Origin of the sequence: Acinetobacter soli, assembly GCF_018139125.1 — a bacterium.
Taxonomy (GTDB): Bacteria; Pseudomonadota; Gammaproteobacteria; order Pseudomonadales; family Moraxellaceae; genus Acinetobacter; species Acinetobacter soli.
On record NZ_CP073241.1, the window covers coordinates 1,037,191 to 1,060,268 of the forward strand.

Below are 23,078 nucleotides of genomic sequence, written 5' to 3' on the forward strand. Positions count from 1 at the left end.
ATCTAAAAAACGATAACAAGTTTTCATTTATTCACTTTAATCTAATAGAGCAATCACAAGTTAAACGGTAGCATTGATCAAAATTATCCGTATCTACTTTAAGATACCATCGCTTTTACGCTTATAAATAAGGATTAAACACATGACGGATTTACCAACACGCATGAAACACATTGAAATTTCAGAACCCGGTGATCCCGATGTACTTAAAATAACCGAAGCTGATCTACCCGAAATCAAAGATCATGAGCTGTTGATTCAGGTGAAAGCTTTTGGAATTAACCGCCCAGATGTATTGCAGCGCATGGGGCTGTACCCAATGCCAAAAGGTGTAACCCCCATTCCCGGACTTGAAGTCGCAGGTGTTGTGGTTGCCAAAGGCAGTGCCGTCTCGCTTTTTAATATAGGCGATGAAGTATGTGCGCTCACCAATGGTGGTGGCTATGCCGAGTTTTGTGCTGTGCCTGAAACCCAAACATTACCGATTCCAAGCTCGTTAAGTTTTGAAGAAGCGGCCGTCGTTCCAGAAACTTACTTTACCGTTTGGGCAAACTTGTTCGATATTGGTGGTTTAACTACTGGCGAAACGGCACTTATTCATGGCGGAGCCAGCGGAATAGGAACCACAGCACTGAGTTTATGCCATGCCATGGGAATCAAAACGTTTACCACGGTCGGCACAGACGATAAGGTTCAGGCTTTAGATGCGATCACCACTGCAATCAACTACAAAACAGACAACTTTGAAGACGTGATTCTGGAACAGACTCAAAAGCAAGGTGTCGATGTCATCTTAGATATTGTGGGTGGTAAATACTTTCAGCAAAATATGAATGTATTAAAACGCGACGGACGTTTGGTTATTTTGGGCTTTATGGGAGGGCGTTTCGCGAAAGACTTTGATCTTCAGCAGCTTATTTTAAAACGTGCCAAAGTGACGGGTTCAACCATGCGTGCACGCACCGATGAAGAAAAATACACCATCGCCAAAGCCTTAAAGGAAAAAGTCTGGCCATTGATTGAGCAAGGTCAATGCCGACCGATCATTTATAAAACATTTACATTTGATCAAATAGCGCAGGCACATACCGCGATGGAGAAAAGCGAACATATTGGAAAAATCGTGATTTCGATGAGTAAAACTTAAATAGAGTATTGCTTAATTGCTTTCATTTCTCCATTTTAGGCTGCTTTGATTCAGCTTTGTTTAATAGCTTAGAATGGAGAAAGTGAAAGATTATGAACGGTTTTGAGAATAATCTAAGCCAGCATGAATGGCGCCCAGCGCCACAACATGCGCTGCATTTTTTATCCGGTTCAGCTCGCATGCTTGCCATAACATAGGCAAGGTATTTTCTTGTGCTGATTGTAAAGCAGCCTCCCAATAACCGGGCAATTGCAAGGTGCCACCTCCTAAACTCAATTTTGATGGATTAAACAGGTGGATTACACTGGCCAGCCCCAACCCCAATGCAGCTCCTGCTGTTTGAATCATGTCTAAAACTTGGCGATCGTTTGCATGTGCTCTTAAAGCCAGATCTTTTGGTTGCAAGCCAGATGCTTTGACCAGTGCTGCACCACTTGCCAAATCGTCTAATCTTCGAATCTGATCATGCTGTGCAATCGGCAAATAACCCAATTCCCCTGCCCATCCACATGTACCAGTGAGCGGTCGCCCTTGCACCATTAAAGCAGCGCCTATAGCGGTACCCACCATTACAACACCAGCGGTTACGTCTTTCGAAGCGTGCGAAAATTCTTTTATAAGTGCCGCTTTGATATCATTTAGCACAGCTATTGTGTTACACCAAGCCTGTAACGCTTGAGCCGCTTGCCAGCCATTGAATGCTGGCAACACATCAGATAACACTATATCACCCGAAGCACTGACCAACCCAGGAACTGCAAGACCAATACTGCTCGGCGTGAGTTCGTTTTGCGTAATAAAATTATCAAGATGAGCCAAAAGTTGATCTGGTGTAAACCCAATACCAGTACTATAAATTGCCTCGGCATGTTCACAGAGTAATAATAATTTTGTACCGCCCAGATCTATCCCAATAGCACTGCTTCGCATATTTTTCCTAAAAAATATAGTCTCTTGCTCTATTTATAAAATGAAAAGAGTTGAAATACAGTTGAAGTTTGTCTGTTCCTCTTTAATGTTATGTGCTTTGAATGATTTATTTGACTAGAAGTAATCTCGATTATTAAACAAAGAGATATCATTTATGGCAAAAAAGTGACTGAGTGACACCAAATTAATTGTTATACTATAACATCAGATTTAATCATGAACAAAAATGAAGCATTTTTACGTTTTAACCGTTTTCACTTTTTTTGGGCTAACTTTAAGCGCTTGTACATCTATACAACATCCACCAAAATCGGCTAAACAGATTCAATCTATACGTCCAAATGCAATACAATCCTCTGCTCTCGCCAAACCAGCACCTGTCTCTTATATTGTATGGTTAGAACGTAATCCCAATCAGAAGCGTGTTTCTGACTATAAAAACTATTTAATAAGTCAAGGCGTTAATCTGGTTGCACCAGATTTTGAGTTATTCCGATCTGCGCGTGGCTGGCAAGCATGTCAGTACGATCAATACGATGTTCCTGATTCATCTGTATGGAATAATGCTGTACCGACACTCAAGTTACTCGCCTATTTGGTAAATTCCAATATCATTTCAGATATCGAACTGACTTCTGCTTATCGTTCACCAATGCTTAACGCTTGCGTAGGTGGCGCAAAAGAGTCTTCTCATATGCAAAACTCGGCGATAGATTTTCGCATTGGGCCAGAATTTCCATCAGATTCAGATCAGCTGCGCATCGCCAGCAGCAAACGCAAATTATGTAAATTTTGGCAAACTGAAGGTCAGCGCTACAACATGGGCTTAGGCGTTTATAGTTCTGGTCAAATTCATATCGACACCAAGGGCTTTCGAACATGGGGACCAGACCATACTTGGCATAGCTCAATTTGTGGTGAAAAAATTGAATAAATAAGCCATTTAAGCAGCTAAAGTAGCCCAAGAAAGATAAACACATAAAATCTGATTGATTATTTGTTATATTATAACATAACATTATGAGATTAAATCACTACTTTTGGCAATCCATCGCAGTGATATCGGTGTGTTTTCTTTAAAAAGGACATAGCAAATGGTCAGCTCCTTAGCCAATCCGTCACATAAACTCCCAGTTACCGTACTTTCAGGCTTTTTGGGCGCCGGAAAAACCACATTACTGAATCATATTTTAAACAACCGTGAAGGTCGCCGTGTGGCTGTCATTGTCAATGATATGTCAGAAGTCAATATCGACGCTGCGCTGGTCAAAAATGGTGGCGCAGAACTATCTCGAACCGATGAGAAACTGGTCGAAATGAGCAATGGCTGCATCTGCTGCACTTTAAGGGAAGATTTACTGATTGAAGTTAAACGCTTGGCAGAAGAAAATAAGTTTGATCAATTGGTGATTGAATCTACAGGTATTTCAGAGCCTCTCCCTGTGGCTGAAACCTTCACTTTTGCAGATGAAGACGGTATTTCTCTTAACCAGTTTGCACAATTAGATACCATGGTGACTGTAGTCGATGGATTTAATTTTCTTCGAGATTACAGCTCTTATGATCAGTTAAATGATCGTGGGGAATCTTTAGGTGAAGATGACCAGCGTAGCGTAGTCGATTTATTGATCGATCAAATTGAATTTTGTGATGTGATTATCCTTAATAAAATTGATTTAATTAATAGCGAAGAAAAAGAACGTCTGATTGCTATTTTGAACAAGCTTAATCCACGCGCAAAAATCGAAATTTCTGAATTTGGACGCGTATCACTAGATACTGTGTTAAACACTGGATTATTTGATTTCGATCAAGCATCTCAGGCACCGGGTTGGTTAAAAGAACTACGTGGAGAGCATGTTTCAGAAACTGAAGAGTACGGTATTAGCAGTTTTGTTTATCGTGCACGCCGTCCATTTCATCCTGAGCGCTTTTATGCCTTTATTAATTCTGAATGGCCAGGGGTTGTCAGGTCAAAAGGTTTTTTCTGGTTGGCATGTGAGCCAACACTTGCATGCTCATGGTCGCAAGCAGGTGCAATGGCACGCCATGGCGTAGCGGGTAGTTGGTGGGCGGCAACTGAGCCTGAAAACTGGCCTCAAGATGATCAATCGCTGGCGGCAATTGAAAAAAACTGGGATGAAAAAGTGGGTGATGCTCGTCAAGAGATTGTCATGATTGGCATGGAGATGAATGAGCAAGATCTGATCATGCAATTCGATCAGTGCTTACTCACAGACACCGAAATGGCACTTGGTCCACAGCAATGGATCAAATTTTCAAATCCATTTAACTGGCCTTCACTCAATTAACCGATGTATAAACTTTTATGAACTCATCACTTCCAGACGTTTGCGTTTCACAATTACCAAATAATTTGATCGCACTGAAATGGGTTGGTATGGAAGGCATTGACCTTCCCCTTTCTATTCAACAATTTTATTATCCATTAAGTGCCAAAGTTGATATATATGTCAATCTGCCAAAAAGTGATATTAAAGGCATTCATATGTCGCGTCTGTATCGCTTACTCAATGAATTACATGACTTAGATGCTTCGGCCATTCATTCACTTTTGCAAGACATCATTTCTAGCCATCAAGATTGTGGTAGTGATGCTGCAAAGATTGTGCTGAAATTTGATTTGATGCTAAGCAGATCTGCACTGGTCAGCGCAGATCTGAATGGATGGAAAAGCTATCCTGTTTGCATCGAAGCAGAGCTGATCAATCATAAATTTCAGATAAATTATGCAGTTGATGTCTCGTACTCATCGACCTGCCCCTGCTCAGCGGCATTATCGCGCCAATTGATTGCACAGGCATTTGAACTACAATTTAAAGACACGTACACATTGCCAAAATCAGACATAAAGCAATGGCTTGAAGAACATGCAACTTATGCAACGCCTCATAGCCAACGTAGTATTGCGCAGATTAAGATTGAAACAGATGATGCCAAGCAATTGATAAATTTAACTGAATTGATTGATAAAGTTGAGCAAGCCTTAAAGACACCGACTCAAACTGCGGTAAAACGAGCTGATGAACAAGCTTTTGCGCAGTTAAACGGACAAAATTTAATGTTTGTTGAAGATGCAGCCAGACGTTTATCGAGTGAACTTGATAAAACATCATTAAAATGGTCAATTAAAGTGATTCATCAAGAAAGTTTGCACGCACATGATGCAGTCGCAATTTCGATGTCATCTTGACTCGTAATTTTTTAAAGGTAAGTTTACGATCTTTTATAAATTTATCTGCTTTGCTTAGGCTATTTTGATACATAGTATCAAAATAGCTCAATTTAAATAAAATATCGGATGAATCTTTGAGATAGAAATACAATTGATTAGAAAAAGATCATTCTTTCGTGTCTAGGAAATCACTGAAATTGCTTGTTTTTATCTTTTGCCAATACGATCTAAATCGTTAATGGCTTTTTATATCATTTTTGATCAGTCAAAATGATCAAAAAAGTCATTTAGCATTGTCTTGTAATATGAACTACAGCCAGTTCATGACTTTAAAGGCCATTTACTTAAGCCAGATCATGAAAAAAAATTGAAGCATATAACTTCAAAGAGTCATTGAGTTTTCTGACTAAAAAACAATATGTTAGTTAAATTTAAAAAGGATTTTAAATAGATTGAATTTTTACGCTTCATAATAATTTTTATTTTTTTCAATAGTTTATAAATATAAAAAGCTATTTTCTCTTAATAATTCTCCTAATTTTTTAACTTCACTTGAATTGATTATGCATTCTTTGGCAACAAAAAAAGACCTGTGAAATTCAGAATTGAGCACACTTTTTAATCCCTTTTCCACATTTCGAATCTAAAGCTTTCTCATTTTGGATGTTATATTTCGATTCGCTACATCTTAATTACTGTCCATTCAGCGAGATGTTTTAGTCAATTCTGTTTAAATTGTGTGACAAACAAACAGACTCGAATTTTGTCATTTTTTAACATTGCGCATTTCTCGCAAAGTTTACAATATATGCTATGAAATTTGGCATATAGTCTTTGCTCAATTACTAACAAAATTGATAATCAAAAGCAGAAATATATGCCTGAAAGAGCAAATTTTGCATAGATTTTGCAAGTATGGTTTGCACATTGATAAATTGGAGCAAGTTGAATGAGTTCAACCATTTTGGTAATTCATGGACCGAATTTGAACCTCTTAGGAACAAGAGAGCCAGAGGTGTACGGTCATCTGACACTTGATGATATCAATCAGCAACTCAAAACCCAAGCAGAATCTCAAGGTATCGGATTAGAAACTTTTCAAAGTAACTGGGAAGGTGCCATTGTTGATCGTATTCATCAAGCCAGACTTGACGGAATTTCACTGATTATTATTAACCCAGCAGCACTCACACATACATCGGTTGCGCTGCGGGATGCACTGTTAGGTGTAGATATCCCCTTTCTTGAAGTTCATTTATCGAACGTTCATGCTCGAGAAGCTTTCAGACATCATTCCTATTTGTCCGATAAAGCGGTTGGCGTAATTTGCGGTTTGGGAGCCAAAGGTTATGCCTTTGCTCTTGATTTCGCCATCCAGAAAATTCAACCATCTATTTAATCCAACACGATTTAGGAACATTCACCTATGGATATTCGCAAAATTAAGAAACTCATCGATTTGATGATTGAATCTGACTTACAAGCGATTGAGGTTAAAGAAGGTGATCAATCTATCGCTCTTACTCGCCCAACACCAGTAATTGCAGCAGGTGCAATTGCAGCTGCGCCGGCGGCAGCGCCAGCGGCTCCAGCGCCTAAAACCCCTCGTGGTGCGGTAGAGACTTCTCCAATGGTCGGCGTATTTTATGCTGCTCCAAGCCCAGGTGAAGCTCCATTTGTAAAAGTTGGTCAAACGGTTTCTGCTGGTGAAACTTTGGGTATCATCGAAGCAATGAAAATCATGAACCCGATCGAAGCAACTCAAAGTGGCGTGGTTGAAGAAATTTTGGTAAAAAATGGTGATGTAATCCAGTTTGGTCAACCATTATTCCGCTTCCGCGCATAATCTCACGGGGATAGCTATGTTGCAAAAAGTATTAATTGCAAACCGTGGTGAAATCGCGTTACGAATTACCCGGGCTTGCAAATCATTAGGCATTAAGACTGTGGGTATCTATTCAGATGCCGACAAAGACTTGATGCACTTACGTTTTGTTGATGAAGCGGTATGTATTGGACCGGGTGCGAGTAGTGATAGCTATTTAAACATCCCAGCAATTATTACTGCAGCAGAAATTACAGGTGCAGATGCCATCCACCCTGGCTACGGTTTTCTTTCTGAAAATGCAGAGTTTGCAGAAATTGTAGAATCTTCTGGTTTTATTTTCATTGGTCCACGTCCTGAACATATTCGCCTGATGGGTAATAAAGTTTCGGCGATTATTGCCATGAAAAAAGCAGGCGTACCGACCGTACCAGGATGTGATCATGCCGTCACTATTCACAATGCCTTGGCAGAAGCAAAAGAAATCGGTTTTCCGCTGATTGTAAAAGCTGCTTCTGGTGGTGGTGGTCGTGGTATGCGTATTGTTGAGCGTGTAGATACGTTGCTTGAATCTGTTCAGGCTGCTCAGCGTGACGCAGAAATGTGGTTTGGCGACGATACGGTCTATATGGAGCGTTTCTTGCAGAAGCCACGTCATGTGGAAGTTCAGGTTTTGGGCGATGGTAATGGCCATGCAGTTCACCTGTACGATCGTGACTGCTCGCTTCAGCGCCGTCACCAAAAAGTGCTAGAAGAAGCACCTGCTCCTGGTTTACCTGAGCAAGCACGTGCCGATATTTTAGAAGCTTGTGTGAATGCATGTAAACTCATGCAATACCGCGGTGCTGGTACGTTTGAATTCTTGTTTGAAGACGGCGAATTCTTCTTTATCGAAATGAACACACGTGTTCAGGTTGAGCATCCTGTAACTGAAATGGTGACAGGTATCGATATTATTGAACAACAATTACGTATTGCTGCTGGTTTAGGTTTAGAACTGCAACAAGAAGAAATTGAAGTTCATGGCCATGCCATCGAATGTCGTATCAACGCAGAAGATCCAACCACTTTCTTACCTTCTCCAGGCAAGATCGATAGCTTCTACGCACCAGGTGGTGCAGGCATCCGTCTAGATTCGCATATTTATTCGGGCTACAGCATTCCGCCTTACTATGATTCAATGATTGCAAAACTCATTGCACATGGTAAAGATCGCGAAACATCTATGGCTCGTATGCGTCAAGCATTAGACGAGATGATTCTGACAGGTGTAAAAACCAATATTCCATTGCATAAAGACTTGATCTTACAAGATCCCGAGTTTTTAAAACAAGCCATGGATATTCATTATCTTGAAAAGCACTTGTTAAAACAGCTTGAAGCTGAAAAGCCTGCTGCAGCTGCAACACAAGAAAATGCTACAACTGAAAAGGCGTAATCGTCATTTCATAAAAAAACCTCTCATGGATTCATGAGAGGTTTTTTTATTCGTGCTCTTGCTTAAGGTAAGACTCTGCGCAGCGTTGCAAAACATTGCTGACCTTTTTCATTGGCACAGAAGTTAATGGTATCTGCATTTTTCCAGTGTACAAAATACTGCGACACCTCACCTGACTGATCGACTTTTTGACCAGAACAATCAGTTTCGTTGTTGTCGTACTTGATTTGCATAATCAAGCCAGCCAACTGCTCATTTTTATCTGGTGATGGTTGATAATCATAAATACCGTAAGACCACTCTTGACCACTTTTTACAATCACTTCGTTGGCATTTCGAAAGTTATAATATTCAGTACATTTTTTATTATTAGGAATTTCCATTCCCCACAAGCCCATAATTTCAGGACGAGTCACAATTTTAATGGTACTCGGATTTAAATCCATAGTTTGCGGTTGTTCAGAAGCCTCAGGTGCTTTTAAAGGCGCCTCAGCCATGGCCCATGTAGAACAGAAGCACAATAAACCAACAATATAGATATTTTTCATAGATTTATTAACGACTAAATGCATACACTTAAATTAGCATATTTTTAATTGCTTTCATCTAATCATAACCATATATGAACAATTTAAATCGGCATCAACCCGATTATATGCCGGATTCATGCCGATAAAAGATATTACCTAGCGAATATGTGTGCCAACAGTCTCGTAGCTCACATCGTAATCGCGTAAGTTCAAATGCGCTAAACGCTGTCTTAATGTTTTCAACGACCACGGCCATGCAGCAAAATTACGGCCATTGGCATCTAAATAGTAACTTTTACAGCCACCAGCATTAAAAACCGTGGTTTGAAGGTGTTGTTGAACCTGCTCATTGTGGTATTTAAGGACTTGCGGTTTGACGGTCAGTTTACTAATTTTATGTTTTTTGATTTTTTGCAAACCATCTACAATGTAATTAAGTTGCGCCTCTGCCAAGCCAATAAAAGAATCATAGACCAGTACATTCGGACCAAGAACCAAAAATGCATTGGGTACATTTTCAATATTAGTGCCTAAATATGCTTCCGGTGATGTGCTTTTCCACAAATCGTGTAAACACTGACCTTTTTCGTTATAAACACGTCGTCCAATCGGAGGATGTGAAACTTCAAAACCCGTACCCCAAATAATGACATCGACCTCATGTTTTTCACCGTTGGCTGCAATCACGGTATTACCCTCAACTTTGACCAAGCCATGAGGAATCAAATGAGTATTTTCTGCCTGCAATGCTGGATAATAGTTGTTTGCAAACAATAGACGCTTACAACCAATGGTAAAGTCTGGTGTAACTTTTTTACGTAGTTCAGGATCTTTGATTTGCGTTTTAAGTACTTGCTTAAATATTTCGCCCACTGGCTTCAACACAGCAGGATTACGTAAACCGAAATTGATTGCGTTAAGTGACTGCGCCACGGCCTGACGCCACGTGGCCTGAATAATAGGAAAGCGCTCAATCAGTGATTTACTTACATTACCCAATTCCATATCAGGTTTTGGAATAACCCATGGTGCAGTACGCTGAAATACATACAGCTCTTTGGCTAAAGGCTGAATTTGCGGCACAAACTGAATGGCAGAAGCGCCGGTACCAATGACCGCAATCCGTTTTCCAGTTAAATCATAATCATGATTCCACTTTGCAGAATGAAACATTTCACCTTTAAATGTATCTAAACCGTCTAACTTGGGAATTTGTGCTTCGGTAATCGGGCCTGTTGCAAAAATAACTGTACGTGACAAATAGGTTCCTTTTGAAGTTTCCAGTACCCAAAGATTTTGTTCGGTGTTCCAGCTGGCTTTAATGAGCTCAGTTCCAAATTCAATTTTTTGATCAATATGAAAGGTTTGGCTTACTTCTTCCAAGTAACTCAAAATTTCAGGCTGGCGTGCAAATAAATGGCTCCATTTACTACTGGGCGCAAAAGAGTACGAATACAAGGCAGATGGCACATCACAACCACAGCCAGGATAAGTATTTTCTCGCCATGTCCCGCCAACACGAGTGGCTTTCTCTATAATTTTATAATTCTCATAGCCTACATCATCTAAACGTTTTGCAGCAGCAAGGCCTGAAATACCTGCGCCTACAATAAAAGTATCATAAATATGTTGCGGCATTTTTGATGCATTTTCAGCAGTTGTCACTTCTTTTAATTTTGCTGTCATGGTGGTTTACCTTCAAATCAAATTTACTTAAATAAACTGTACGATAGACCTAAAAATTTGGTGTAAAGCACAGGTGACGTCCGTTTCATCAGCCAGAAAAGTTTGGCATCAAGTTGTGGAATGGTATAAAGCTCACCCGCATCCAGACGATTGAGTGTTAAACGTGCTACTGCATCACTGGTGGTCAAGGCAAAATTCATCAGGGCATGATCTGCAAGTTTTGAATAGCGCCCCGGTATACGGCCGTTTTTGATGATGTTGGTGGGTACTAAAGTTGGGCACAATACATTCACCTTTACGTTAAACTTACCAAGCTCTGCGTACAAAGTTTCAGACAACGCACGAACACCAGCTTTGGTGACATTATAGGCTGTCATTTCAGGTGCCGCAGTGTACGATGCCGCAGATGCAACATTAATGATGGCACCATAACCAAGTTGTTTAAACTTAGGCACAAAGTAATGACAACCATGAATGACACCCCATAAATTGATATTGGTCACCCATTGCCAGTCGTCTAAACTGATTTCATCAAACTTTCCACCCAAGCCAACCCCAGCATTGTTGATCACCAATGTTACCGGATGCTGCATGAGATGCTCGGCTTGCTCCGCCAGAGACTTGACCTGTTCTGCTTGACTCACATCACATTGAATCGCAAACGCTTTTGCACCTAATTGCTCGATTAAGCGTACCGTTTCTTCAGCACCAGTCAGATTAATATCTGCACAGACAACTGTAGCTTTGCGTTTTGCAAGCTCCAAAGCAAAACTGCGCCCGATACCACTTCCCGCACCTGTAACCACTGCATAGGCGTTAAAACTTGGTTTTTTATTTTTCCGTCCAAATAGCATCATCGTGATGTGTCCTTTTTTCTGAGCATTGCAATTGCATCGATTTAGCTACGAAGCGCCGGTGTAAAAACTTTCACAAGATACGGCGCAATGGCACCACCTTCTTTGAGTAGTTTTTCTTTGTAATACTCAAGGTATTCACTGGTATCGTGATCATTTGGATGAAAATCGCGACGTAAATAGTCAAAGATTTGCCCCATAGTGCTACCAAAAACACCATCATTTGGACTAAAGATCAGCGCTACACCGCGTTTGGCATCTTTCCAGAATTTGCGTGTCACAAGGTCTTTTGGTTGGCGTAAAACTGGTACAAACAATGTTGAAAACGGAATCAATCCCAAAATAGTTCCAAAGGCTATAAAGAAGCCTGCTGCACGTAATGCATAGTTTCCATTGAGTAATTGATAGACATCATACGCAATATCTTTATGCTCCGACTCTTCAAGCATATGCCACATCCACATCGCACGTGTTTTGGCATCATTTGAATAGTAGAAATTTTTCTCGTGCTTCATCATGTATTCTGCAAGCACGGCGGTAAAATGCTCGATTCCGGCCATCATGGAGAGCTTAAGTGGTTGTGGAAATTTTAAGAAAATATTGTCAAAAAACTTCTCTCCCAAAAAGCGATATAGTTTTACCGGGAAATTAACGGCTTCATGTGCAATCGCGTCATTAAATTCATTATGAAGTTTAGAGTGAATCGCCTCTTGTCCGATCAGTGATGTCACACGCTGTTTCAATAGCGGATCTTTCACGAAATCACGATGATACCGTGCGGTTTCAATGACCAGATCTTCACCATACGTCAAAAACACAGAGAGCGTTGCGAAAAAAGTACTGGCAAATTGATTGTTCATGTAAAACGCAAAATCAATCTCTTTTCCATCAAATCCAACTGCAATATGACGAATTGGAATTGCAGGTTTTTGGGTATAATCTGGTAACTCAAATTTAGGCATGGGCTTGAAAGCTTGGACTGATTTTTTTACTGCGGTCGAGATCATGGCGACACCTTCTTAAAGCATTCAATGGATTAAGCTGAAAGATTGTTCAGACTTTTTACACATCTTCATGCTAATCCGATGTGTTGTTCGGATTCAATTCGGGTCTAGATCATCTGATAAACTTTAATACAGCTTAGGCTATTTATTTATACTCAAACCTTCATCTATTTTAAATTATTAATTTTTAATAAATTTATTTAACATATTGACTAAAAGTACCATTAAATTTGATGCTTTGCGCAACTGACAATCTTCGATTTTTGATGTGCTTACTGGCTGAAGTTTGTTGTGTTTTTTGCTGTTCGGATTTATGTTTTTTAAATTGTTGTATTTGGCCTAACATGATAATTTGAATTATTGTTCGGATTTAAGGAATATCCATTGAGCACTCGAAAGCCACGTCAAACACGAGCAAAAGTCACGGTAGATACGATTATTGAAGCTGGATTTATATCTGTAGCGTTGCATGGTATGAGCGGAACTACAACTCGGCATATTGCAGATATTGCAGGTGTCAGTGTTGGGTCTTTATATGAATACTTTAAAAATAAAGAAGAAATTTACGATGCGATGGCGGCATCATTTGTACAAGAAATTTTAAAAATGATTAAAGATCTTACGCCTGTCATTATGGATATGGAGCTAGAATCTGTCATTGAACTTATTTTTTATAATTTTCGAGATTTGCTCACCCGAAACAATGAACGCTATCTGATTTGTTTACGACATGCCAATGAACTGCGTTATGACAAGTATATTAATCAGATTGAGCGGGAACTGATGAATATTGTCATGAAATACATGATGCATAATCCAAAGTACTTAAAGGTGAATAATCTTGCAGTTACAGCCTATGTCAGTATTAACAGCGGCATTTTTAATATTGCACGGCATTTGATTTTGCCCAATCCTTACATCAGTTTTGACGAGTTGGTAGATGGACTGAAAACCATGATTATGAGCTATATTAATGCCGAGCTTAAGAAAGCTGAACAATAATTAAAGCTCCTCTTTTGATTGATCTAAACTAGAAAATGTACTTAAATTCTTCACCATTAATTCAAGGTTATTACGAATCAGAAAAGCCAGATTAATATCGACCCCTTGCAACATTTGCGCTTCGAGCTGCTGAACCACTTGGTTACATTGGTTTAGTTTGTCTAGTCCACTCGGTGTTACCGTAACTAGAATGCGTCGACCATGAGTTGGATCTGGTGCTTTTTCAATCCAGCCATTTGCGAGTAGATCTTGCAAAATTTTATTGGCCGATTGCGGTTTTATAAATGAACGTTCGGCAAGCTTGGCATTAGATAAATTCGGTTTGGCCGCCAGCACCGAAAGCGCAGTAAATTGCGGCAAGCTAATCTCAAGCGCACTTAGGTGTTCAGTCAAATATTTGCTAATGATACGGTCAACCCGAGCAATCATATAACTTAAGCGTGGCTCTTCTTCTCTTTTTCTATCAACTGAACTTGAACGTAGCATAATTTATCTTCATAAAAAATTAAAAAGTATGAGGCCAATCAGCCCCATACTTTTAAAAGAATGTTACTGAGCGCTTGAGCCATGCGCCAAATGTACAGGGTGTTTGGGCTTTCTGACAAGCATTAGTGCAGATATTGCAGCAATCAGGATAATCGGAATGCTTGAACCAATGACGATGGTCGAGCTCTGACCTAACGAAAGTAGGAAACCTGCAACCAACGGCCCGGCAAAAGAACCTATACGTCCAATTGCAACTGCTGCGCCCACCCCCGTGCCACGCATTTCGGTTGGATAATACATTGCCGCCAGACCATATAAAGCAGACTGCCCACCCACAATAAACAAGCCACAACCCACTGCAGAAAGTGCCAGCAATGCAACTGTTGGTGAAATCGACAGACAACACAAAGCGACCAGAATGCCCGCATAGATAAACTTAATCACACTGCTCATACGCATCTTGTCGAGCAGCATACCCATCAAAATAGAACCAAAAATTCCGCCTACATTGTATCCCATCTGTACATAGTTGGCTTCAAGTTTAGACAATCCTTGTGAACCCATAAGCAGTGGTAACCAGTTCAGCAAGAAATAGAGCACCACCAGCGTACAAAAGAAACTGATCCATAATTGAATGGTCGACATCCGTCTTTCTTTTGCAAACAGCACTTCCCAAAATGGTGTTGTACTTTGCAGGTGTGTTTTTTTCTGCAGATAGCTGTTGGATTCAGGTAAGAACTTCATTAAGAGTGGAATGAGTAATATCGGCGCAATACCACCCACATAAAAAATATGCCGCCACTCTGCATCACCTGCCATAAGCATAGCCACAACAGAGGTCAGTAGCCCTCCAAATGGAATGCCACTGTACATAATACTGACTGCGGTGGCCTTGCGGTTTTCAGCCACAGCTTCTGATGCAACCGTAATCATCATGGGTAATGCACCGCCCATACCTAAACCAGTAAAAAAACGAATCACCAGCAATAAGTTATAGTTGGTGGCAAAAGCTGTCAGTAATGACATGATCCCGAACAGCATAATACTCAAAATTAAAATCTTTTTACGGCCTACAATATCTGCCAAACGACCACCGATAATCGCGCCTGGCAGAGTTCCAATAATTGCAGCACTAAATGCCCAAGCCATTTGGGCATTATCTAACATAAATTCGGCACGCATTCGCGGTGCTGCTACACCCATCGATTGAAGATCAAAGCCTTCAAATATCGCTATAGCAAAGCACAGCAGTAACGTAAGTTTCGCCCTTCCCGATGCCTTCGATACGGTATCCATAGTCTCTTCCTTATTTTGACTAAACATCCTTTACGTTTTTATTGTCAATGTTCAAAGAACATACATAAAATATCAGTTAAGCTTATAAAAAAATCAATATTTTTTTTTATTAAATTTTCTAAAAAATATTTTTAATATTAAAAATCAAAATATTATAAAAAATTTATAAAAATCTTCAAAAAACGCTTGAATGTAAGTTTAACTGATATTAAATTAAATCCAAGACAGCATAATTTGTCATTCAAGGAGAAAACAAATGACATACGATAAACGTTGGGAAACCGTTGATGTACAAGTAGAACATGGAATTGCATGGGTCACACTTAATCGCCCTCACAAAAAAAATGCAATGAGCCCAACACTCAACCGTGAAATGATCGATGTGCTTGAAACACTCGAGCTAGATTCAGAGGCAAAAGTGCTGGTGTTAACTGGTGCCGGTGATTCTTGGACTGCAGGCATGGATTTAAAAGAATATTTCCGTGAAGTAGATGCTCAACCTGAAATTTTCCAAGAACGTATTCGACGTGATTCGTGTCGCTGGCAGTGGCAATTACTTCGTATGTACTCTAAACCAACAATTGCCATGGTTAACGGCTGGTGTTTTGGTGGTGGTTTCTCGCCACTGGTGGCCTGTGATTTAGCCATTGCAGCCGATGAAGCCACTTTCGGACTGTCAGAAATTAACTGGGGCATTCCACCGGGCAACCTCGTCAGCAAAGCGATGGCAGATACGGTTGGTCATCGTGCATCACTGTATTACATTATGACCGGTAAAACTTTTACCGGTAAAGAAGCTGAAGCAATGGGTCTGATTAATAAAAGCGTCCCGCTTGCACAGCTAAAGGCAGAAGTGACAGAACTGGCACAGTGTCTGGTCGAGAAAAACCCTGTCGTTTTACGTACAGCTAAAAATGGCTTTAAGCGCTGTCGTGAGCTGACATGGGATCAGAATGAAGATTATTTATATGCCAAACTGGATCAATGTAATCATCGAGATACTGAGGGCGGCCGCCAAGAGGGTTTAAAACAGTTCTTAGATGAAAAATCGATTAAGCCAGGTTTGCAAAGCTATAAGCGTACAGGTTAAGTTCGCAACATCAATGCTCAAGTAAGGATACACTCGATGCAACATGTACAGTTACTTATTGATGGTCAGTCTGTCGATGCTGCCAATCAAGCCACCTTTGAACGCATTAGCCCAATAGACGGTCATGTTGCAAGTGTTGCTGCTGCTGCAACACTTGAGGATGTGGATCGTGCACTTGAATCGGCTAGCCGTGCATTTCAAATCTGGTCAAAAGTTTCGCCGACTGAACGTCGTTTACGCTTGCTCAAAGCGGCAGATCTGATGGATCAAAATACCGAAAAGTTTATCGAAATTGGTATGCGTGAAACAGGTTCAACAGCCACATGGTATGGCTTTAATGTACATCTGGCAGCCAATATGCTACGTGAAGCCGCCGCGATGACCACTCAAATTGACGGAAGCTTAATTCCGTCTGATGTACCGGGCAATCTGGCAATGGGAATTCGGGTGCCATGTGGTGTTGTAGTCGGGATCGCGCCTTGGAATGCACCTGTTATTTTGCCAACCCGAGCACTTGCAATGCCTTTAGCTTGTGGCAATACGGTAGTACTCAAAGCCTCGGAAGCTTGTCCGGCAACCCATCGCTTGATAGGTGCAATTTTAAATGAAGCTGGTTTGGGTGAAGGTGTGGTTAATGTCATTACACATGCACCTCAAGATGCACCACAAGTCGTTGAGCGTCTGATTGAACACCCTGCAGTTAAACGCATTAATTTCACCGGTTCGACCAAAGTGGGTAAAATTATTGCCGAAACAGCAGCAAAGCATCTTAAACCTGTTTTATTAGAACTTGGTGGTAAGGCGCCTGTGGTGATTTTAAATGATGCCGATCTGGATGAAGCTGTGAATGCGGTTGCATTTGGTGCATTTTTCAATCAAGGCCAGATCTGTATGTCGACAGAACGCGTTTTGGTTCAAGACGGCATTGCAGATCGCTTTATTGAAAAGCTCATTCAAAAAACAGCCTCACTTAAAGCAGGTAATCCAACGCAGCAAGGCAGTATGTTGGGTGTGCTTGAAAGCCGACGCGCAGCAGAGCGAATTCAGCACTTACTTGAAGATGCACAGCAAAAAGGTGCCAACCTTCCGTTGGGTATCCAGATTCAAGATACCCTAATGCATCCGACACTCGTACTGGATATTCAACCCGAAATGTTGTTGTATCGCGAAGAATCATTTGGGCCAGTTTGTACAGTACAACGTTTTGCTAGCATTGAAGACGGTGTTCGCTTGGCAAATGACAGTGAGTTTGGTTTATCTTCGGCTGTATTTAGTCAAAACTTTGGCTTGGCGATGGATGTTGCCAAACAGATTGACTCCGGGATTTGCCACATCAATGGTGCAACCGTACACGATGAAGCACAGATGCCCTTCGGTGGCACTAAATCGAGTGGTTATGGTCGCTTTGGCAGTAAAGCATCCATTGCTGAATTTACCGAGCTTCGCTGGATTACCGTACAAACACAGCCACGCCATTACCCAATTTAACCATTGGGTATGGTTTTAAAAAATAACGATATAAAAATTGCATGATGCAAAAAAGTACAGCGATGTACAACATGGAGTGAACGAAATGCAAATGAATGCCACTCAATCACAAGACAGAGAGCGCTTTGTAAAACTTGGACAACATGCAATTGACTATTTTTATAAAGGTCCGGTTTTACATATTCAACCCAAAGAACAACTCAAGGCTTATCCGCAAAAACTGACCGATCGTTTGATTCATTTTGCTAAAGTTAAGCCCGACCATACCTTTGCCGCTAAACGCAATACACAAGGCGAATGGATCAGGCTCAGTTATGCAGAAACCTTGCAACGTGCTTGGCATATTGCACAAGCTTTGCATCAGCGCAACTTAAGCCAAGAACGACCTTTGGTAATTTTGTCGGGAAATGATCTTGAACACTTAACGCTTTCGATGGGCGCGATGTTGGCAGGTGTACCATTTTCTGCTATTTCGCCAGCCTACTCACTGGTATCTCAAGATTTTGGCAAATTAAAACATGTGTTTGATGTGCTCACCCCAGGCATGGTGTATGCAAATGATGGACAAGCTTTTGCTAAAGCCATTCAAAGCTGTACGCAAGATCATATTGAAATTGTGACCAATAAAGGCATTATAGGCGATCAAGTCTGTACATCGTTTCAGTCTTTATTAGATACCCCTGTGACCGATGTTCAAGAGCATTATGAAACGCTAGATGAGCATCAGATTGCCAAGTTTTTATTTACATCCGGTTCGACCAAGCTTCCAAAGGCTGTTCCGACCACACATTTGATGCTGTGTATCAATCAACAAATGCTACTTCAAACTTTTCCAGAGTTTGAAGACACACCGCCTGTATTGCTGGACTGGCTGTCTTGGCACCATACCTTTGGTGGAAGCCACAATGTTGGGATTGCGCTTTATAACGGCGGAACCATTTACATCGATGACGGTAAGCCCGTTCCGGGAAAATTTGATGAAACGATTCGAAATTTAAAAGAAATTTCACCGACGGTTTATCTAAATGTACCCAAAGGCTGGGAAGAACTCACCGATGCACTGGAAAAAGATGCCGAACTCAGAGATCGCTTCTTTGCCAACGTTAAAATTTTGTTTTTTGCTGGTGCTGCATTATCTGAAGCAGGCTGGAACCGACTCGATAAAATTGCACAGGCACATTGCGGTGAAAAAATCCGCATCATGAGTGGCTTGGGCATGACCGAAACGGCACCATCGTGCGCCTTTACCACAGGCCCGCGGGTAATGGCTGGTTTTATTGGCTACCCTGCTCCGGGCTGCGAAATCAAGCTCGTACCTTATGGCGATAAACTTGAATTTTGCGTGCGTGGCTTACATGTCATGAAAGGCTACTGGCGACTAAAACCCGATCAGCAAAGCACAATTTTTGATGAAGACGGCTTTTTCCATACCGGCGATGCGGTACGTCTGGTCGATCCAAACGACCCTGCACAGGGCCTGATGTACGACGGCCGTATTGCAGAAGATTTTAAACTCAACACGGGCACCTTTGTTAATGTCGGTACTTTACGCAACAAGGCACTCATTCAAGGTAATTTGTTGATTCAAGATGTTTGTATTACCGGTTCAAATCTAAATGCGATTGGCTTCTTGATTTTTCCTAAGCTTGATGCCTGTGCAGATTTTGCTGGTCTGAATATGAAAAATCATAGCGCAACAGATATCTTGCAACACCCTAAAGTACAGCAGTGGTTTCGACAGTTTTTAATTCAGTACAACAAAGATGCCACGGGCAGTTCAAATCGGGTATCAATGTTGTATTTAATGACTGAAGCACCACAGCTCGATGCAGGTGAAGTAACCGATAAAGGCAATTTAAATCAGAGTAACATCTTAAAACGTCGTGCTGCACTGGTCGAAGAACTGTATAACAAACAAACAGATAATCCATTGATTGTACGTATACCCGTTTTAAATCACTCCTAAGTTTATTTCTTGTTCTCAAGCTCATTTCGTATGGGCTTAGGCCTTGATCATGCTAAAAAAAGGTGAAATATGCAGCAAGATACTGATTTTGAATTGTTCCGCGATACTTACAAACGTTTTTTAAACGATCATGTTGCGCCCTATTACGAGCAATGGGAGCACGACGGCCTGATTCCTCGACATATCTGGAACTTACTCGGTGAAAATGGGTTCTTGTGTGTCGATGTTCCAGAAGAATACGGTGGATATGGCGCACCAGTTCACTACTCGCTCATGCTGGTGCAAGAAACTGCACGCGCAGGATTTGGCTCACTTGCGGTTGCCATTGGTGGACAAAATGAACTGGTCTCTCCTTATATCCAAAATATGGGTAATGAGGCGCAAAAGAAATACTGGTTACCCAAAATGGTATCGGGCGAAGTGGTAACAGCAATTGCCATGACCGAAGCCAATGCCGGATCAGACCTTCAAGCTATTCGCACTCAAGCGATTTTAAAAAACGAGCATTACGTCATTGATGGTTCAAAAACCTTTATCTCCAACGGACTACATGCCGATTTAATTGTTCTGGTTGCCAAAACAGACCCACAGGCACGCGCAAAAGGTATTTCTCTGTTTTTGGTCGATGCGCAACTTGAAGGTGTTGAAAAAGGACGTTCGCTTAAAAAAATTGGACTGCATGCACAAGACACTGCCGAACTCTTTTTTGATGGCGTTCATGTACCAGTAACTCAGCGCCTTGGTCAAGAAGGTCAAGGCTTTGCATATCTGATGCAAGAGCTCCCTCGTGAACGTTTAAGTATCGCGATGATGGGTATGGGATCGATTTGGGGCGCGATTGACCTAACCACCAGCTATGTACAAGAGCGTAAGGCATTTGGCCAAACACTGGCACAGCTTCAAAACACGCGCTTTGTGATTGCCAATGCACAAATCAAAGCAAAAGCAGCGCAAGCGTTTATTCATGAATGTGCCCAAATGTACCATCAGGGGGCGCTGACTGTGGGCCATGTTGCTGCATTGAAATGCTTTATTACCGATACCCAGTGCGACGTGATCGATCAACTGCTGCAATTATTTGGGGGATACGGCTATATGCAGGAATATCCGATTTCTCGTTTTTTTGTCGATTCACGTGTGCAAAAAATTTACGGTGGCACCAACGAAATCATGAAGGAAATCGTGGCGCGAGACGTACTCGGAAAATAACCAATTTTTTTAAACCTCATGGTTGGTACGACCAACCCTGTCAAAACAACAAAGATGTTTCAGGAAGAAATATGATGTCAAAATTATGGATGTACTCTGCTGTGATGCTCTCGAGTTCTGTATTTGCTTCAGACTTTATTGATAAAAGTACAGTCGAACTCACCACACGAAATTTCTATTTCGATCGCGATTATCAAGAAGTTTCTAAATATCCCGCTGCAAAAGACTGGACACAAGGCTTTATTTTTAAAGCAAATTCTGGTTATACCGAAGGAACCATTGGTTTTGGGCTCGATGTTCTGGCTACAGCAGGATTTAAGCTCGATGCCAGTGCCAAATATGCGGGTACAGGCAATTTACCTCGCGACACGGTCACCAATGAACCCGCCAGCAGCTACGGCGAAATTGGCCTGACCGGTAAAGCAAAAGTCAGTCAGACCGAATTAAAAGTAGGAACACTCAGACCGATGAATCCCGTGCTGGTGGCCTCTCCTGCACGCCTACTACCGCAAACCTACCGGGGTATTTCACTGGAATCGAAAGATATTAAGAATTTTGAGCTGCAAGGGGCATTTATAGACAAGGTGAATCAGCGCGACTCGACCAATTATGAAAATATCAAGATTTCAGCGGTGAATGGGCGTTTCAAAAGTGCTGAAACAAATGGTCTTTACTACGCAGGTGGCTATTACAATGTAAGTCCGGCTTTACGTTTAGGATTATTTTATCTGGATGTTAATAATTTATACGATCAGATGACAACTGGCTTTTTATACAAATGGGACATAAATCCGCAAACTCGTTTAAGCAGCTATCTACATTACTATCGTAGCCGCGATGAAGGCCAAGCAAAGGCTGGTTTGGTCGACAACGATTTATATCATGCGCATTTTGAGCTTAAACGCCAAAATCATAAATTTATTTTTGGTACCTTTCAGCATTTTGGTGAAACCGCTTTTCCATATTTAACGGGTGGTGAAACAGGACTGCTCATCGATACATGGCCGGGCGAATTTTTGAATCCGAAAGAAAAAGCATACAGCTTTCGTTATGAATATGACTTTAAAGATTATGTGCCGGGTTTACGCTTCATGACACGCTACACCATGGGCCGCAATATTTATGCGCCTAACTTGGGTGGAACGGATTTAAAAGAGCGCGAAACAGATTTCGATATTGGCTACACCGTACAAACTGGCTGGCTTAAAAACCTTTCCCTTCGTGCTCGCTATGCGATCTATGACAACAACATGCTGGCCACAGCCAATATCAAACCAGTGAATGAAACCCGAATTAACATCGATTACACATGGAAATTTAAATAATGACTCAAACAAGGCATTAGCATAATGCTAGCGCCTTGTTTTTTCAGGAACAATAATATGAATAAAAAAATAATAGCGCTCTGCTTTAGTCTTGCTTGTGCACACCAAACACATGCAGCACCCCAATTTGCACCACCACCGCTACATCTTCAACCATTGGCCACATTTAGTGTCGATTTAAACGCACCTGTCTGGGAACTTGGTTCAACCAGTGATGCAGGCAAGCGACGTATTATCCCCATTACAGGAGGCACTTTTGAAGGCAAAACACTCAAAGGCAAAATTTTGAATAATGGTGCAGATTGGCAAATTGTTGATGCGCAAGGTCATGCCATTATTGATACGCGCTATTTACTTCAAACCGATGATGGTGCACTGATTTACCTGCAAACCAAAGGTTATCGATATGGTCCGCCAGACGTTTTAAAACAACTGGCTCAAGGCAAAGAGGTCGACCCGAAAACTTATTATTTTAAAGTCACCATGCAGTTTGAAACCAGTTCGCCTCAATACGCGTGGTTGAACCATACCATTGGCGTGGGAAGTGCCATGCGTCTGGGAAAAGCTGTTGTATATGACGCGTATGCGCTTCAATAAGTCGTGAGG

21 protein-coding genes are annotated in these 23,078 nt (G+C 41.3%); 14 read left to right on the forward strand and 7 right to left on the reverse strand.

From position 1 onward, the window contains the following. Positions 1–142: 142 nt before the first annotated feature. Positions 143–1,147 (forward strand): NAD(P)H-quinone oxidoreductase, encoded by a 1,005-nt coding sequence (locus tag KCV09_RS04685; protein WP_151747038.1) that lies wholly within the window; start codon positions 143–145, stop codon positions 1,145–1,147. Positions 1,148–1,237: 90 nt separating this feature from the next. On the opposite strand, the gene KCV09_RS04690 is transcribed toward KCV09_RS04685, so the two are convergent. Continuing rightward, on the reverse strand, positions 1,238–2,077 hold the full coding sequence (locus tag KCV09_RS04690; RefSeq protein WP_212515613.1) for an ROK family protein: 840 nt from the start codon (positions 2,075–2,077) through the stop codon (positions 1,238–1,240). A 226-nt stretch (positions 2,078–2,303) separates the two neighbouring features. Here KCV09_RS04690 and KCV09_RS04695 point away from each other — a divergent pair, with 226 nt between their 5' ends. The 6 genes from KCV09_RS04695 to accC all read left to right on the forward strand — a co-directional run bounded on the left by KCV09_RS04695 (position 2,304) and on the right by accC (position 8,536). Further along, complete coding sequence (locus tag KCV09_RS04695) at positions 2,304–3,011, forward strand: YcbK family protein (RefSeq protein ID WP_212515614.1); 708 nt, start codon at positions 2,304–2,306, stop codon at positions 3,009–3,011. 160 nt (positions 3,012–3,171) lie between these two features. Then, complete coding sequence (zigA, locus tag KCV09_RS04700) at positions 3,172–4,389, forward strand: zinc metallochaperone GTPase ZigA (protein WP_004937716.1); 1,218 nt, start codon at positions 3,172–3,174, stop codon at positions 4,387–4,389. Between the two features lie 17 nt (positions 4,390–4,406). Next, the gene (gene folE2 / locus KCV09_RS04705; RefSeq protein WP_025096072.1) at positions 4,407–5,291 is read left to right on the forward strand and encodes a GTP cyclohydrolase FolE2; all 885 of its coding nucleotides are present in this window, start codon (positions 4,407–4,409) and stop codon (positions 5,289–5,291) included. A 931-nt stretch (positions 5,292–6,222) separates the two neighbouring features. Further along, entirely contained in the window at positions 6,223–6,672 is a 450-nt protein-coding gene (aroQ, locus tag KCV09_RS04710) for a type II 3-dehydroquinate dehydratase (protein WP_025096073.1), read from the forward strand. Between the two features lie 27 nt (positions 6,673–6,699). Beyond that, positions 6,700–7,119: an acetyl-CoA carboxylase biotin carboxyl carrier protein gene (accB, locus tag KCV09_RS04715; RefSeq protein WP_004937725.1), complete on the forward strand. Its 420-nt coding sequence runs from the start codon at positions 6,700–6,702 to the stop codon at positions 7,117–7,119. A 16-nt stretch (positions 7,120–7,135) separates the two neighbouring features. Beyond that, entirely contained in the window at positions 7,136–8,536 is a 1,401-nt protein-coding gene (accC, locus tag KCV09_RS04720; RefSeq protein ID WP_004937728.1) for an acetyl-CoA carboxylase biotin carboxylase subunit, read from the forward strand. 62 nt (positions 8,537–8,598) lie between these two features. Here the strand turns inward: accC and KCV09_RS04725 are convergent, their stop codons facing one another. The 4 genes from KCV09_RS04725 to KCV09_RS04740 all read right to left on the reverse strand — a co-directional run bounded on the left by KCV09_RS04725 (position 8,599) and on the right by KCV09_RS04740 (position 12,613). Further along, positions 8,599–9,108 carry a hypothetical protein gene (locus KCV09_RS04725; protein ID WP_004937731.1) on the reverse strand — a complete coding sequence of 170 codons (510 nt, stop codon included), beginning with the start codon at positions 9,106–9,108 and terminating at the stop codon, positions 8,599–8,601. Between the two features lie 114 nt (positions 9,109–9,222). Beyond that, on the reverse strand, positions 9,223–10,752 hold the full coding sequence (locus KCV09_RS04730) for a flavin-containing monooxygenase (RefSeq protein WP_151815757.1): 1,530 nt from the start codon (positions 10,750–10,752) through the stop codon (positions 9,223–9,225). 23 nt (positions 10,753–10,775) lie between these two features. Beyond that, positions 10,776–11,609, reverse strand: a complete 834-nt coding sequence (locus KCV09_RS04735; protein ID WP_004937737.1) for an SDR family NAD(P)-dependent oxidoreductase — start codon at positions 11,607–11,609, stop codon at positions 10,776–10,778. Positions 11,610–11,650: 41 nt separating this feature from the next. Further along, positions 11,651–12,613 carry a metal-dependent hydrolase gene (locus KCV09_RS04740; RefSeq protein WP_076032438.1) on the reverse strand — a complete coding sequence of 321 codons (963 nt, stop codon included), beginning with the start codon at positions 12,611–12,613 and terminating at the stop codon, positions 11,651–11,653. A 381-nt stretch (positions 12,614–12,994) separates the two neighbouring features. Between KCV09_RS04740 and KCV09_RS04745 the strand changes: the two genes are divergently transcribed. Beyond that, positions 12,995–13,612, forward strand: a complete 618-nt coding sequence (locus KCV09_RS04745; protein ID WP_004937745.1) for a TetR/AcrR family transcriptional regulator — start codon at positions 12,995–12,997, stop codon at positions 13,610–13,612. Here the strand turns inward: KCV09_RS04745 and KCV09_RS04750 are convergent, their stop codons facing one another. Together KCV09_RS04750 and mhpT are read right to left on the reverse strand one after the other, a co-directional pair. Beyond that, positions 13,613–14,098, reverse strand: a complete 486-nt coding sequence (locus KCV09_RS04750) for a MarR family winged helix-turn-helix transcriptional regulator (protein WP_004937747.1) — start codon at positions 14,096–14,098, stop codon at positions 13,613–13,615. Positions 14,099–14,161: 63 nt separating this feature from the next. Beyond that, entirely contained in the window at positions 14,162–15,394 is a 1,233-nt protein-coding gene (mhpT, locus tag KCV09_RS04755) for a 3-(3-hydroxy-phenyl)propionate transporter MhpT (RefSeq protein WP_212515615.1), read from the reverse strand. A gap of 256 nt (positions 15,395–15,650) precedes the next feature. On the opposite strand from mhpT, the gene KCV09_RS04760 reads away from it, so the two are divergent. The 6 genes from KCV09_RS04760 to KCV09_RS04785 all read left to right on the forward strand — a co-directional run bounded on the left by KCV09_RS04760 (position 15,651) and on the right by KCV09_RS04785 (position 23,069). Continuing rightward, the gene (locus KCV09_RS04760; protein ID WP_004926700.1) at positions 15,651–16,484 is read left to right on the forward strand and encodes a p-hydroxycinnamoyl CoA hydratase/lyase; all 834 of its coding nucleotides are present in this window, start codon (positions 15,651–15,653) and stop codon (positions 16,482–16,484) included. Positions 16,485–16,520: 36 nt separating this feature from the next. Next, positions 16,521–17,972, forward strand: coding sequence for an aldehyde dehydrogenase (locus KCV09_RS04765; protein ID WP_151815754.1), 1,452 nt, complete (start codon positions 16,521–16,523; stop codon positions 17,970–17,972). 76 nt (positions 17,973–18,048) lie between these two features. Next, positions 18,049–19,938, forward strand: a complete 1,890-nt coding sequence (locus KCV09_RS04770) for a feruloyl-CoA synthase (protein WP_208477345.1) — start codon at positions 18,049–18,051, stop codon at positions 19,936–19,938. Positions 19,939–20,007: 69 nt separating this feature from the next. Further along, positions 20,008–21,147 (forward strand): acyl-CoA dehydrogenase family protein, encoded by a 1,140-nt coding sequence (locus KCV09_RS04775; protein WP_212515616.1) that lies wholly within the window; start codon positions 20,008–20,010, stop codon positions 21,145–21,147. A 74-nt stretch (positions 21,148–21,221) separates the two neighbouring features. Further along, positions 21,222–22,472 carry an OprD family porin gene (locus KCV09_RS04780; protein WP_212515751.1) on the forward strand — a complete coding sequence of 417 codons (1,251 nt, stop codon included), beginning with the start codon at positions 21,222–21,224 and terminating at the stop codon, positions 22,470–22,472. Between the two features lie 57 nt (positions 22,473–22,529). Continuing rightward, positions 22,530–23,069: a DUF3237 domain-containing protein gene (locus KCV09_RS04785; protein WP_076032432.1), complete on the forward strand. Its 540-nt coding sequence runs from the start codon at positions 22,530–22,532 to the stop codon at positions 23,067–23,069. Positions 23,070–23,078: the final 9 nt, after the last annotated feature.